This window comes from Roseovarius salincola, from assembly GCF_026891095.1.
Classification (GTDB): Bacteria; Pseudomonadota; Alphaproteobacteria; order Rhodobacterales; family Rhodobacteraceae; genus Roseovarius; species Roseovarius salincola.
The window spans coordinates 1-13,860 of record NZ_JAPTNL010000008.1; the positions used below are offsets into that span (position 1 = coordinate 1).

Annotated in this window: 13 protein-coding genes and 1 pseudogene; 8 read left to right on the plus strand and 6 right to left on the minus strand. The window is 63.1% G+C overall.

Annotated features, from left to right (window positions below; translation table 11 throughout):
* Positions 1-101: 101 nt before the first annotated feature.
* Positions 102-443: pseudogene (locus N5A93_RS10185) on the plus strand (integrase core domain-containing protein); the annotation flags it as partial.
* Positions 444-502: 59 nt separating this feature from the next.
* Here N5A93_RS10185 and N5A93_RS10190 read toward each other — a convergent pair.
* The 3 genes from N5A93_RS10190 to gloB all read right to left on the minus strand — a co-directional run bounded on the left by N5A93_RS10190 (position 503) and on the right by gloB (position 4,570).
* Positions 503-1,312, minus strand: a complete 810-nt coding sequence (locus N5A93_RS10190) for a M23 family metallopeptidase (RefSeq protein WP_268954983.1) — start codon at positions 1,310-1,312, stop codon at positions 503-505.
* A gap of 2 nt (positions 1,313-1,314) precedes the next feature.
* On the minus strand, positions 1,315-3,648 hold the full coding sequence (gene clpA / locus N5A93_RS10195) for an ATP-dependent Clp protease ATP-binding subunit ClpA (RefSeq protein WP_268954984.1): 2,334 nt from the start codon (positions 3,646-3,648) through the stop codon (positions 1,315-1,317).
* A gap of 154 nt (positions 3,649-3,802) precedes the next feature.
* Entirely contained in the window at positions 3,803-4,570 is a 768-nt protein-coding gene (gloB, locus tag N5A93_RS10200) for a hydroxyacylglutathione hydrolase (RefSeq protein ID WP_268954985.1), read from the minus strand.
* Between the two features lie 63 nt (positions 4,571-4,633).
* On the opposite strand from gloB, the gene N5A93_RS10205 reads away from it, so the two are divergent.
* On the plus strand, positions 4,634-5,374 hold the full coding sequence (locus tag N5A93_RS10205) for a methyltransferase domain-containing protein (RefSeq protein WP_268955127.1): 741 nt from the start codon (positions 4,634-4,636) through the stop codon (positions 5,372-5,374).
* 197 nt (positions 5,375-5,571) lie between these two features.
* Here the strand turns inward: N5A93_RS10205 and N5A93_RS10210 are convergent, their stop codons facing one another.
* A complete protein-coding gene (locus N5A93_RS10210; protein WP_268954986.1) occupies positions 5,572-5,913 on the minus strand; it encodes a VanZ family protein in 342 nt (113 codons plus the stop codon).
* Positions 5,914-6,295: 382 nt separating this feature from the next.
* Here N5A93_RS10210 and N5A93_RS10215 point away from each other — a divergent pair, with 382 nt between their 5' ends.
* The 5 genes from N5A93_RS10215 (at position 6,296) to N5A93_RS10235 (ending at position 11,230) form a co-directional block, all read left to right on the plus strand.
* Positions 6,296-6,856 (plus strand): F0F1 ATP synthase subunit delta, encoded by a 561-nt coding sequence (locus N5A93_RS10215; protein WP_268955128.1) that lies wholly within the window; start codon positions 6,296-6,298, stop codon positions 6,854-6,856.
* Complete coding sequence (gene atpA / locus N5A93_RS10220; RefSeq protein WP_268954987.1) at positions 6,857-8,395, plus strand: F0F1 ATP synthase subunit alpha; 1,539 nt, start codon at positions 6,857-6,859, stop codon at positions 8,393-8,395.
* A 15-nt stretch (positions 8,396-8,410) separates the two neighbouring features.
* Entirely contained in the window at positions 8,411-9,295 is an 885-nt protein-coding gene (locus N5A93_RS10225; protein WP_268954988.1) for a F0F1 ATP synthase subunit gamma, read from the plus strand.
* Between the two features lie 21 nt (positions 9,296-9,316).
* Positions 9,317-10,741 carry a F0F1 ATP synthase subunit beta gene (gene atpD, locus N5A93_RS10230; protein ID WP_268954989.1) on the plus strand — a complete coding sequence of 475 codons (1,425 nt, stop codon included), beginning with the start codon at positions 9,317-9,319 and terminating at the stop codon, positions 10,739-10,741.
* A gap of 63 nt (positions 10,742-10,804) precedes the next feature.
* A complete protein-coding gene (locus tag N5A93_RS10235; RefSeq protein ID WP_268954990.1) occupies positions 10,805-11,230 on the plus strand; it encodes a F0F1 ATP synthase subunit epsilon in 426 nt (141 codons plus the stop codon).
* A gap of 180 nt (positions 11,231-11,410) precedes the next feature.
* Here N5A93_RS10235 and N5A93_RS10240 read toward each other — a convergent pair whose 3' ends face one another.
* Entirely contained in the window at positions 11,411-12,154 is a 744-nt protein-coding gene (locus N5A93_RS10240) for an SDR family NAD(P)-dependent oxidoreductase (RefSeq protein WP_268954991.1), read from the minus strand.
* Positions 12,155-12,334: 180 nt separating this feature from the next.
* Here N5A93_RS10240 and N5A93_RS10245 point away from each other — a divergent pair, with 180 nt between their 5' ends.
* Positions 12,335-12,685, plus strand: a complete 351-nt coding sequence (locus N5A93_RS10245) for an H-type lectin domain-containing protein (protein WP_268954992.1) — start codon at positions 12,335-12,337, stop codon at positions 12,683-12,685.
* 21 nt (positions 12,686-12,706) lie between these two features.
* On the opposite strand, the gene N5A93_RS10250 is transcribed toward N5A93_RS10245, so the two are convergent.
* On the minus strand, positions 12,707-13,723 hold the full coding sequence (locus N5A93_RS10250; RefSeq protein ID WP_268954993.1) for a ribose-phosphate pyrophosphokinase: 1,017 nt from the start codon (positions 13,721-13,723) through the stop codon (positions 12,707-12,709).
* Positions 13,724-13,860 lie beyond the last annotated feature (137 nt).

Genomic DNA, 13,860 nt, shown 5'->3' on the forward strand with positions numbered 1-13,860 from the left:
TTGTCATCGGTCGTTGAACAACCGCAGACTACGAAGAAGCGCGGTGGCCGCCAGCCCCAAACGCGCGCGGACTCTTACACCACCTCCCGGGGCACTACCCGGATAATGGAACGGAAATGACGTCTCACGCCGTTCTCCGATGGTGCCAGGAAACGGGTGTCGGCTGGCACTACATCGCGCCCGGAAAGCCAATGCAGAATGCATTCGTGGAAAGCTTCAATGGCCGACTGCGAGATGAGTGTTTGAATGAGCATATCTTCGGCAATCTCGCCGAAGCCCGAAAGATCATCGAAAACTGGAGGATCGATTACAACACCCAAAGACCACACACGTCGCTTGGTGGATTGGCACCAGCCGTATACGCCAATCTCAACCGTGCGACCCGGCCTGCTGCGCTTGAGCTACGCAAGGACTCCGCTCAGCAGGCCTTGACCGCAACCTAATCACGAGAAAGAAACAGGAACGGATTCTACATCCAAACGGCCCGCATTAAGGGGCTGGGTCAGAAAATTTCGCCCTCTGGCCCCTGGGCCGTGAGGGTGAGCGTATCGCCGGGTTTGGCGTAAAAAACATGCGCATACAGCACCAGCGGTTGATCGGGCGCGGCCTCGAGCATCCGGGCGGCGCCGGACCGGACAGTTTCGAGTTCCGGCACTGCGGTCGCGAACCCGGCCGTGAACAGCCCCGCGCGATCGTAGCCCGGTACGTCGCGCCACAGTCCGTCGCCCGATGCCGCGCCGCAGGTGTCGCGGTTTTCGGGGTTGAAGGGATCGACCACCTCGCCGTCCTTCATCACGCCCAGATGGAGATGCGGCGTATTGGTCAGCCCGCTGAGCCCGACAAGCCCGAGAACGTCCCCCGCCTGCACCTGTTGACCGGATTTCACGGTGATGCTTCCGCTCTTCATGTGGCAATAAAGGGTCTGCCAGCCGCCGTCATGGTCGATACGCACCGCGTTTCCGCATTCGCGCCCTTCGATTTCGGCGCGGTTATCGGCGCTGACCGGCCGATCCTGAACGCCGTCGCGGGTGGCGGCCACGATTCCGGGCGCGGCAGCAAGGACGCTGACACCTTGGTCCATCGCCTCGAATGACAGGAGTGCGATATCGGTGCCGCGGTGGCCGTCGCGGCTCTTGAGGCCGCAGGCGTGGTCGCGCTGACCTTCGCCGGGATCGGTATCGACGTAATCCTGGATGAAGCAGGTCTCGCCAAGGTCGCAGGCAAGGGGGAGAGACAGTTCCGGTTGGTCGGCCGCCATAGGTGAGGCGACCGACATCAGCCAGAGCAGAAGCGCGCCAGTGGCCCGGCGCATGGTCAGTCCGCAGTCAGGAGAGGTGGCCGCTTGCCGGACAGGCGGGGGCGATCCGGCCCGTCGATGCGCAGGTCGATCTTGCCGTCCTTGACGCCGACCTGGACCACACCGCCCTTGGACAATTTGCCGAACAGCAGTTCCTCGGCCAGGGGTTTCTTGATGTGCTCCTGGATAACGCGGGCCAGAGGGCGCGCGCCCATCTTGTCGTCATAGCCCTTTTCTGCCAGCCACTCGGCGGCGGGTTTGGTCAGCTCGATAGTGACGTTGCGGTCCATCAATTGCGCTTCGAGCTGGAGAACGAACTTCTCGACCACTTGCAGGATCACGTCCTTGGGCAGCGGACCAAAGGAAATCACCGCGTCCAGACGGTTGCGGAATTCCGGCGTGAAGGTGCGCTCGATCGCGGCCGTGTCCTCGCCCTCGCGACGGTCGCGGCCAAAACCGATGGCCGCCTTGGCCTGTTCGGTCGCCCCGGCATTCGAGGTCATGATCAGCACCACGTTGCGGAAATCGACGGTGCGACCGTTGTGATCGGTCAGCGCGCCATGATCCATCACCTGCAACAGGATGTTGTAGACATCGGGGTGCGCCTTTTCGATCTCGTCCAGAAGCAAGACGCAATGGGGGTGCTGATCGACACCGTCGGTCAGAAGCCCGCCCTGATCGAAACCGACATAGCCCGGCGGCGCGCCGATCAGGCGGGAAACCGCGTGTTTCTCCATGTATTCGGACATGTCGAAGCGCAGCAGTTCGACACCGAGCGAGTCGGCCAGTTGCTTGGCCACCTCGGTCTTGCCGACGCCGGTCGGCCCGGCAAAGAGGTAGTTGCCAATGGGTTTCTCGGGCTCGCGCAGGCCGGCACGCGCCAGCTTGATCGCGCTCGAGAGGGCCTCGATCGCTGTATCCTGCCCGAACACCACGCGCTTGAGCGTCTTTTCCAGATCCTTGAGCACCTCGGCGTCGTCCTTGGAGACGTTCTTGGGCGGGATGCGGGCGATTTTGGCGACGACGGCTTCGATCTCCTTGGCGCCGATGGATTTACGGCGCTTGGAGGCGGCAACGAGATGCTGCGCCGCGCCGGCCTCGTCGATCACGTCGATCGCCTTGTCGGGCAGCTTGCGGTCATTGATGTAGCGCGCCGACAGATCAACCGCCGTCTTGATCGCATCATTGGTGTACTTGACGCTGTGATGTTCCTCGAAATAGGGTTTGAGGCCCTTGAGGATCTTGATCGCGTCGTCGGTCGTGGGCTCGACCACATCGATTTTCTGAAAGCGGCGGCTGAGCGCGCGGTCCTTTTCGAAATGCTGTCGGAATTCCTTGTAGGTGGTGGACCCCATGCAGCGCAGCTTGCCGCCCTGAAGCGCGGGCTTGAGCAGGTTGGAGGCATCCATCGCCCCGCCCGACGTGGCGCCTGCGCCGATGACGGTATGGATCTCATCGATGAACAGGACCGCGTCGGGGTGGGCCTCCAGTTCGTTGACCACAGCCTTGAGCCGTTCTTCGAAATCGCCCCGATAGCGGGTGCCCGCCAGAAGCGCGCCCATGTCGAGCGAATAGATCGTGGTCTTGGACAGCACCGCGGGCGTCTGGCCCTTGACGACCTTGTGCGCCAGGCCCTCGGCGATGGCGGTCTTGCCGACGCCGGGATCGCCTACCAGGAGCGGGTTGTTCTTGCGACGGCGGCACAGCACCTGAATGCAGCGCTCGACCTCGGAGTCGCGCCCGATCAGTGGATCGATATCGCCGCTGCGCGCCTTCTCGTTCAGGTCGACGCAGTATTTCGCGAGCGCGGATTCCCCGGCTTCGACGGCGTCGGATTCAGTATCGGCGCGGGTGTTTTCGCTGTCGGATTCGGTGGCGCCGGTGACGGGGCGCGATTCACCGTAAGCGGGATCCTTGGCGACGCCATGGGCGATGAAATTCACCGCGTCATAGCGGGTCATGTCCTGTTCCTGAAGGAAGTAGGCGGCGTTCGATTCCCGTTCGGCGAAGATGGCGACCAGCACGTTCGCGCCGGTCACTTCGGTGCGGCCCGAGGATTGAACATGAATCGCCGCGCGCTGGATGACGCGCTGGAAGGCGGCGGTCGGCACGGCTTCGGACCCTTCGATGTCCGTGACGAGATTCGCCAGATCATCGTCGATGAATTCCACCAATGTGCCGCGCAGATCCTCGGTATCGACGCTGCAGGCCTTGAGCACGCGCGCGGCGTCGGGTTCGTCGATCAGCGCCAGCAGAAGGTGCTCCAGCGTGGCGAACTCGTGCTGCCTGGCGTTGGCCAGGGCCAGCGCCGCATGGATTGCCTGTTCCAGCGTGGTCGAAAATGAAGGCACGTTGTGCTCCTTGCTGATCTGGGTCGGGGGCTGAGCCACCGACCGTGGCCTGATAGGTTTAAAGTTTGGTCTATATCACCCGGTCTTCAAGTTTTTTCTGGCTCCGGGCGGTCACTTTTCGTTCCGTGGGATTGCAAATGTTGCAGTTGGGCGATCAGAACGCGTCCTTGCGCTTGCGGATTTCGGCGAAAACCTTGGCCGGATCGGCCCCGGTCATGCCAAGATGCGCTTGAATCGCGGGGTCGGTGGCGCGCAGGAAGGGGTTTGTTGCCAGTTCCTCGGACAATTTGGACGGCACGGTGGGGTGACCCTTCTCGCGGGCCGCGTCCACCGCCGCTGCACGAGATGTAAGCGCGGCATTGTCAGGATCAATGGTCAGTGCGAATTTCGCGTTGGCCTGGGTGTATTCATGGCCGGAACAGACGGTGGTGGCGGGCGGCAGGGCGGCCAGTTTACAAAGGCTGTCCCACATCTGTTCCATTGTGCCCTCGAACACCCGCCCGCAGCCAAGCGCCATCAGGCTGTCGGCGGTGAAGACCGTTTCGCTTTCGGGAAAATGAAAGGCGATATGGCCGACCGTGTGGCCGGGCACTTCGATCACATGGCCGGTGGCGTTGCCTATGATGATGCTGTCGCCCTCCTGCACCGCGATATCCAGCGGCGGCAGGCGATGGGCGTCTGCTGCGGCGCCGATGACCTTGGCATGTGCGTTTTCAAGCAGTTCGTCGAGGCCCTGCACATGATCGGCGTGGTGATGGGTGATCAGTACATGGCTGAGAGTCCAGTCCCTTTCCTCGAGTATGTCGAGGATCGGTTGCGCCTCGGGGACATCCACCGCGGCGGTCTGGCCTGTATCCGGGTCATGCGCCAGATAGGCGTAGTTGTCCGAAAGGCAGGGAATGGTCTCGATCTGAAGAGTCATGGTATTTTCCCGATTGCCGGTTAATGTTAGCGTCGAGACTGACCGATCATGGGCCCGGCTGCAATGCATCTCGATGTGCAGGACCTTCGCAACTTCTATTATCGCAGCCAGTTGGGGCGTGCGGCGCAGAAGGCGGTGCGCATCGAGGTTGGGCGGTTCTGGCCCGAGGCGCAGGGGCAGACGGTGGTGGGGTTCGGATTCGCGGTGCCCTTCCTGCGCCCCTACCTTGAGGACTCGCGCCGGGTGATCGGATTAATGCCTGCGCCTCAAGGGGTTATCGGGTGGCCGCAGGGCGGGCCGAATGTTTCGGTGCTGTGCGAGGAGACGGTCTGGCCGCTGGAAACCGGGCATGTGGACAAGCTGCTGGTGATGCACGGGCTGGAAACGAGCGAGAATCCGGGCGCGCTGCTGGAGGAATGCTGGCGGGTGCTGGGGCCGGGAGGATCGGCGCTGTTCGTGGTGCCCAACCGCGCTGGTCTGTGGTCGCGCTCGGACCGCACGCCGTTCGGATTCGGGCGCCCCTATAGCCAGTCGCAATTGGAGAACCAATTGAAATTGCGCGGTTTCATGCCGCTTAAGCACGCCACGACCCTGTATCAGCCGCCATCCGAAAAGCGGTTCTGGCGCAAGACGGCGGGCATGTGGGAGCGGCTGGGCGGCCGCTTGTCGGTGGTGCTCTCCGGGGGCGTTCTGATCGTCGAGGCGACCAAGCGGGTGCATGCGCCCTCAGGGCCGGGGCTGCGCGAAACGGTGCGCAAGCCGCTGGATGTCCTGAAGCCGAAACCCGAGGCGAAGCCGGTCTGAAGATGTACGAAACGTCCGTTTTGTACGGCGGTTTTGTACAGGATTCGGATGTCTGCGGCGAAATTTCGTACAGACTGGTTTTCGGGCGGTGATCTGGCGGGGCAGGCGCGGCCTGTCGCGGTTTTCGGATAGGCGGGGATTAGGTGCGGACCATCACGATGTCATCGCCGCACCGCGGCCCGGTGATGCGCTTTGGATCAGCCCAACCGCGCGAGGCGCGCGCGGAGTTGGCCGGGGAGGAGGCCGAGGGCGATGCCGATGGCGTCGGCCAGAAAGTCGCCCCATTCGGCGCTGCGCCCTACGAAGGGCTGGATCAGCTCGATCGCGCCGCCATAGGCCAGGGCCAGCGGCCCGAACCAGAGCGCGGCGCGTGGTCGCACCCAGCCGAGCGGCAGCACCAGGAGCGCGAAGGCGAGCGCGTGGATCTGCTTGTCGCTGAGGGGCAGCGCCGCGCCGGGCGCGCCCGGCGGCGAGAGCGTCCCCCATGCGATCAGCAGGGCCACGGAAAGGGTCAGAACAAGCGTATACGGATGCGTCATGAGGGTGCCCGTTGAAGAGGCGCAGAGGTTGCGCCCGTGCGAGCGATACACCTTGGAAGCGGAGCCGCAAAGGGCCGCGCCACGCTGATAGCGTTAACGTCCGCAAGCGGCATTCGCGCGACAAACGCGCCAAGGAATCGCGAAATACACGCAGAATCATAACTTTTTCATTCGGGAAAATTCGCGCAAACGGTCGCACTTGGGGCAAGTCTTTGAAAACATGTAGTATTCAATGGTATACAACGCTTTGCGTGCAGCTTGCTAGGTGGGCAAGGCTCTGCTACACCCCTGCCGAATTTCGGTGCTTTGAAATCTTCAACGCCCCCGGCAGCAGATGATACCTCTGCGTCAAGACCGGGGCCAGAAAATCGGAAGGGTGGACGTGTCCGAACCAGCTTCGATCTCATCCGGCATTGCCGAGCGCTATGCCACCGCCATTTTCGAGATTGCGACGGAAAGCAAATCTCTGGCCAAACTGGAATCCAACATCGCCGACCTGTCCGCCGCCCTCGACGAAAGCGCCGAGCTGCGTGATGTGATCGCGTCGCCGGTCCTGACGCGCGCCGATCAGGGGAAGGTCATGGCCGCGCTGGCGGAAAAGATGAAACTTGAGCCGTCCATGGCCAACGGTCTGGCCGTGATGGCGTCCAACCGCCGCCTGTTCGTGCTGCCTCATCTGTTGAAGCAGCTGCGCGCCATGATCGCCGACCACAAGGGCGAAGTGACCGCCGACGTGACCAGCGCCAAGGCGCTGACCAAGGCACAATCCGACAAGCTGGCGAAGACGCTCAAGGCGCGCGTCGGCAAGACTGTCAAGATCAATGCGACCGTCGATGAAAGTCTCATCGGCGGTCTTGTCGTCAAGGTGGGCTCGAAGATGATCGATACCTCGATCCGTTCGCGCCTCGATTCCCTCCAGAATGCAATGAAAGAGGTCGGATAAATGGGTATCCAAGCTGCAGAGATTTCTGCGATCCTGAAGGACCAGATCAAGAATTTCGGCCAGGAGGCCGAAGTGGCCGAAGTGGGCCGGGTTCTTTCGGTTGGTGACGGGATCGCGCGCGTGCACGGGCTGGACAATGTCCAGGCCGGCGAGCTGGTCGAATTCCCCGGTGGTGTCATGGGCATGGCGCTGAACCTCGAGACCGACAATGTCGGTATCGTGATCTTCGGCTCGGACCGCGAGATCGGCGAGGGCGACACGGTGAAGCGCACCAAGTCGATCGTGGACGTTCCGATCGGTGATGAACTGCTCGGGCGCGTCGTGGACGGTCTGGGCAACCCGCTGGACGGGAAAGGCCCGATCAAGACCAAGAATCGCGGCCTGGCCGATGTGAAGGCGCCGGGCATCATTCCGCGCAAATCGGTTCACGAGCCGATGGCCACCGGCCTGAAGTCGGTTGACGCCATGATCCCGATCGGCCGTGGCCAGCGCGAGCTGATCATTGGCGACCGCCAGACCGGCAAGACCGCCGTGGCGCTGGACACGATCCTGAACCAGAAGTCCTATAACGACGCCGCCGGCGACGACGAGGGCAAGAAGCTTTACTGCGTCTATGTCGCCGTCGGTCAGAAGCGTTCGACCGTGGCGCAGCTGGTGAAGAAGCTGGAAGAATCCGGCGCCATCGAATATTCCATCATCGTTGCCGCCACCGCATCGGACCCCGCGCCCATGCAGTTCCTGGCGCCCTATGCCGCCACCGCCATGGCCGAGCATTTCCGCGACAACGGCCGCCATGCGCTGATCGTTTACGACGATCTTTCCAAACAGGCCGTGGCCTATCGCCAGATGTCGCTGCTGCTGCGCCGCCCGCCGGGCCGCGAAGCCTATCCGGGTGACGTTTTCTACCTTCACTCCCGCCTGCTGGAGCGTTCGGCCAAGCTGAACGAGGATAACGGCTCGGGGTCGCTGACGGCGCTGCCGATCATCGAAACGCAGGGCGGCGACGTGTCTGCCTTCATTCCGACCAACGTGATCTCGATCACCGACGGTCAGATCTTCCTTGAGACCGAACTGTTCTACCAGGGCATCCGCCCGGCCGTGAATACCGGCCTGTCGGTCAGCCGCGTGGGTTCGTCGGCGCAGACCAATGCGATGAAATCGGTCGCCGGCCCGGTCAAGCTTGAACTGGCGCAGTATCGCGAGATGGCGGCCTTTGCCCAGTTCGGTTCGGACCTCGACGCCGCCACGCAGCAGCTGCTGAACCGTGGTGCGCGCCTGACCGAGCTGATGAAGCAGCCGCAATATTCGCCGCTGACCAATGCCGAGATCGTCTGTGTGATCTATGCGGGCACGCATGGATATCTGGACAAGATCGGTGTCGATCAGGTCGGCCGTTTCGAGCAGGGCCTGCTGAACCACCTGCGTGGCAAGCATCAGGATCTGCTGGACTTCATCACCGAGGAAGATCCCAAGGTGAAGGGTGAGGCCGAGGACAAGATCAAGGCTGCGCTGGACGAATTCGCCGCCGACTTCGCTTAAGGGGGAGATAAGGCAATGCCGAATCTCAAGGACCTGAAAAACCGGATCGCGTCGGTCAAATCGACCCGCAAGATCACCAAGGCCATGCAGATGGTGGCCGCGGCGAAATTGCGCCGGGCGCAGGACGCGGCCGAGCAGTCGCGTCCCTATACCGAGCGGTTCAACGCCGTGATGGGCAAGCTGGCCGCTTCGGTCGGGGACAGCGACAGCGCCCCCCGGCTGCTGCGCGGCACCGGGTCGGATGACGTGCACCTGCTGGTCGTGATGACCGCCGAGCGGGGCTTGTGCGGTGGTTTCAACGCCAATATCGCCAAGAAGGCGCGGGTCGAGGCCAACGAGCTGCTGGCCCAGGGCAAGACCGTGAAGATCATCACCGTGGGCAAGAAGGGCCGGGATGCGCTGAAGCGCGATCTGGGCAAGCATTTCGTCCACCATGTCGATCTGAGCGACGTCAAGCGTCTGAGCTACGCCGATGCGCAGGCGATCGCCGCCGAGGTTCTCGAGCGGTTCGATGCGGGCGAGTTCGATGTGGCCAAGATCTTCTTCTCGCGGTTCGAGAATGTGGTCAGCCAGATCCCGACCATGCAGCAGGTGATCCCGTTCCAGGTGGACGAGGATTCCGCCCAGGAGGCGCAGGACGCCAGTGTCGTCTATGATTACGAGCCGGACGAGGAGGCCATCCTGGCCGATCTTCTGCCGCGCGGCGTGGCGACGGCGATCTTCAGCGCATTGCTGGAGAATGGCGCTTCGGAGCAGGGCGCGCGGATGTCTGCGATGGACAACGCCACCCGCAACGCCGGCGAGATGATCGACAAGCTGACGATCGAATACAACCGTTCGCGTCAGGCCGTCATCACCAACGAGCTTATTGAAATCATTTCGGGCGCCGAGGCGCTCTAACCGAGACCGGAGACACGAGACATGGCACAAGCAAAAGGCACAATCACCCAGGTGATCGGCGCCGTGGTGGACGTTCAGTTCGGCGATCACCTGCCGGAGATCCTGAACGCCCTGGAAACCGACAACAACGGCAAGCGGCTGGTTCTGGAAGTGGCGCAGCACCTTGGTGAGAACACCGTGCGCACCATCGCGATGGACGCCACCGAAGGTCTGGTGCGCGGTCAGGAAGTGAAAGACACCGGTGGCCCGATCACGGTGCCGGTGGGCGACGCCACGCTGGGGCGGATCCTGAACGTGGTGGGCGAGCCCGTCGACGAGGGCGCGCCGATCAAGGCCAAGGAAATGCGCTCGATCCACCAGCCGGCACCGGAATTCGCCGAGCAGTCGACGGAATCCGAAGTGCTGGTCACCGGGATCAAGGTGATCGACCTGCTGGCGCCCTACGCCAAGGGCGGCAAGATCGGCCTGTTCGGCGGCGCCGGCGTGGGCAAGACGGTTCTGATCATGGAACTGATCAACAACATCGCCAAGGTGCACTCGGGCTATTCGGTCTTTGCCGGTGTGGGTGAGCGGACCCGCGAGGGCAACGACCTTTACCACGAGATGATCGAATCCAACGTCATCAAGCCCGATAATCTGGAAGAGAGCCAGGTTGCGCTGGTCTATGGCCAGATGAACGAACCGCCGGGCGCGCGTGCCCGTGTCGCCCTGACAGGCCTGACCCTGGCCGAGCAGTTCCGCGACCAGTCGGGCACCGACGTTCTGTTCTTCGTGGACAACATCTTCCGCTTTACGCAGGCGGGTTCGGAAGTGTCGGCGCTGCTGGGCCGTATTCCTTCGGCCGTGGGCTATCAGCCAACGTTGGCCACCGACATGGGCCAGATGCAGGAGCGGATCACCTCGACCAAGCAGGGGTCGATCACCTCGATCCAGGCCGTCTACGTTCCCGCGGACGACCTCACCGACCCGGCCCCGGCCACGACCTTTGCCCACCTCGACGCCACCACGGTTCTGAACCGCGCGATTTCGGAGCTGGGCATCTACCCGGCCGTGGACCCGCTCGATTCGACCTCGCGCCTGATGGACCCGGCCATCGTGGGGGACGAGCATTACCAGGTGGCCCGCGACGTGCAGGGCATCCTGCAGCGTTACAAGTCGCTGCAGGACATCATCGCCATTCTGGGGATGGACGAGTTGAGCGAAGAGGACAAGCTGACCGTGTCGCGCGCCCGCAAGATCCAGCGCTTCCTGAGCCAGCCCTTCGACGTGGCCAAGGTGTTCACCGGTTCGGACGGCATCCAGGTGCCGCTGGAAGACACGATCGCATCGTTCAAGGCCGTGGTCGCGGGTGAGTATGACCACCTGCCCGAAGGCGCCTTCTACATGGTCGGCGGCATCGACGATGTGAAGGCCAAAGCAGAGAAGATGGCTGCCGACGCGGCCTGATGAACGCCTGTCCGGCCCCGGATCGCATTGATCCGGGGTGCGGGCATGACAAGGAGGCCAAGCATGGCTGAGACAGTGCAATTCGATCTGGTGTCGCCCGAGCGGCGGCTGGTGTCGATGGAAGCGAGCGAAGTGCGCATTCCGGGCGCCGAGGGCGATCTGACGGTCATGGCGCAGCACAGTCCGCTGATCACCACGCTGCGTCCCGGTCTTGTCACGGTGACGGGCGCCGAGGGCAGTTCGGATTATGTCGTGACCGGCGGTTTCGCCGAGATCGACGGCGAGACCGTGTCGGTTCTGGCCGAGCGCGCGATCCCGCGCGACGAGATCACCAAGGAGCATTTCCAGGCACTGGTGGATGAGGCAACCGACAAGCTGGCCAAGGCGCAGGAGACCTTCGCCAACGAGCCTGGCCCGGTGGACGACGCCGCCAAGCTGTTGGCGGACATGGTGGCGATGGGCGATCATATCGGCATCTCGCCGAACTGAGTCCCCGCGCCGCTGCGTATTTCGTGAAAGGCCCGCCGCTTGGCGGGCCTTTTGCCGTTGCGGGCCACTGGCGTTGATGCGGCGTCGCTTTTCGGGGGGAAGGCCGGGGGGCCAGCCCCCCGGACCCCCCGAGGTATTTCGGGCCAGATGAAGGGGGGCCAGTTCGGGTGCAGGACCGGGTCAGACGTGTTGCGCGCCGTTTACCTCGATTTCGGTGCCCGAGACATATGAACTGGCCTCGGTGCAGAGGAAATAGATCGCCTCGGCCACTTCCGATGGCTGGCCGAGGCGGCGAAGCGGCAGGGTTTCGACGATCTTGTCGGTGCCTTCGCTGAGGATGCCGGTTTCCACCTCGCCCGGGGCGATGGCGTTGACCCGCACTCCGGAGGGGCCGAAATCATGCGCCATTTCGCGGGTGAGCGCCGCCAAAGCCGCCTTGGAGGTGGCATAGGCCGCCCCGGCGAAGGGATGCACCCGCGCCCCGGCGATGGACGTGACGTTGACCACCGCGCCCCTTGCGGCCGAGAGTTCATCGATGAGCCCGCGCGCCAGCACCACGGGGGCGAAGAAATTGACGTGGAACACCTGACCCCAGACATCGAGCCCGGTGTCGATGGTGTTGAGCCGCGCGCCCGCATCGCCCTTGGGCGAGATCCCGGCATTGTTGACCAGAGCGTCCAGCCGGCCTTCGGGGAGACGAGAGCGGATTTCCTCGACGGCGGCGATGGTCTGGCGGGGATCCGAGAGATCGACCTGGATATGGTCGCGCTCGCCGTTGGGCCAGGGGCATTCGCTGGAAAAGGGCTGGCGGGAGCAGCTGATCACGCGCCAGCCGCGGGCGGCGAAGGTACGCACCGTGGCGTGGCCGATGCCGCGGCTGGCCCCGGTCAGAAGCAATGTGCGTTGCGTTTCGGTATCCGGCATGTGACTGTCCTATCCCTGTCAGGCGCGCCGACCTTGGGCTGCGCGGCGGGGCGAATGCAAGGGCGATTTCGGTGACGGGTGCGACGGATGCGGGCGGAGATGTTCACCGATTTACCTTTTCTCCTTCTCAATTCCGTCCAAAAGCCCTATCAGGGTTGGCCGGAACGCCGGGATCACGCCATGAAGTATCTGACCAGTCAATTCATAGGAATCGCGCAGGGCGATGACGTGCTGTTCTCGGATTACGAGGATGGCGGCGAGATGTGGACTGGTGAAGGTGCACGCGCGCGGCGCAAGGCGCTCAGCTTCAAGGAGCCGTTCCGGAGCGCGCCCATGGTGCATGTGTCGCTGTCGATGTGGGACATGGACAGTGCCACCAATGCGCGTGCCGATGTGGCGGCCGAAAACATCACAGAGGCCGGGTTCGAGGTGGTGTTCCGCACCTGGGGCGATACCCGCGTGGCGCGGGCGCGAATCCGCTGGATGGCCATCGGCGAGGCCAGGCATGAGGATGACTGGCAGCTTTACTGAACGCTTGCGGCGCGCGCGGCGTCAGGTGCCGAACTGGCCCTCATAGATGGGTTCGAGGGTTTCGGTCTCGAACAGCGACGAGACCGAGGTGCCGTTCCAGATGTTCAGGATCGCCTGGGCGAATATCTGAGCGGTCGGGATGATGCGGATATTGGGCGCGGCCTTGATGTCGGCCGTGGGCTGGATCGTGTCGGTGATGACCAGCGATTTCATCACCGATTTGGTGATCCGCTCGACAGCGGGGCCGGAAAGCACGCCGTGGGTGATATAGGCGTGGACTTCGGAGGCGCCGTTATCCAGAAGCACCTGGGCGGCCTTGCAGAGCGTTCCGGCGGTGTCGCAGATGTCGTCGACGATCACGCATTTCTTGCCCGTCACATCGCCGATCACGGTCATTTCCGCGATTTCGCCGGCCTTTTCGCGGCGTTTGTCGACGATCGAGAGGGGGGCTTCGATCCGCTTGGCGAGTTCGCGCGCGCGCGCCACGCCGCCGACATCGGGCGAGACGATCATCACGTCGTCCAGCACGTCCTTGAACTGCGACTTGATGTCGAGCGCGAAGACCGGCGCGGCATAGAGGTTGTCGACGGGAATGTCGAAGAAGCCCTGGATCTGGGTGGCGTGCAGGTCCATCGTGAGGATCCGTTCGATCCCTGCGCCGACCAGCATGTTGGCGACGAGCTTGGCCGAGATCGGGGTGCGCGCCTTGGAGCGGCGGTCCTGGCGGGCATAGCCGAAATAGGGGATCACGGCGGTGATGCGCTTGGCCGAGGAGCGGCGCAGCGCGTCGGACATGATGAGCAGTTCCATCAGGTTGTCATTGGCCGGGTTCGAGGTGGACTGGATGATGAACATGTCCTCGCCGCGGACGTTTTCATAGACCTCGACGAAGACCTCCTGATCGTTGAAGCGTTCGACGCGGGCATCGACCAGCCCGACATTGACGCCGCGATGCATCGACATGCGACGGGCGATCGCCTGCGAAAGCGGCTTGTTGGCATTGCCGGTGATCAGTTTGGGTTCAGGGGTGGTCGGCATGTTGAAATGTTCCCGAGGTGGCGGTGTGTTACAGATTCGTTAAGTTGAACTTCGCTTAGCATGGGCTTAGCGTCGGGCAAAGCTATGCCAAGGGGGAACAGGCCAAAATGGCACAGAACGAGTGGTTCGCGGGCATC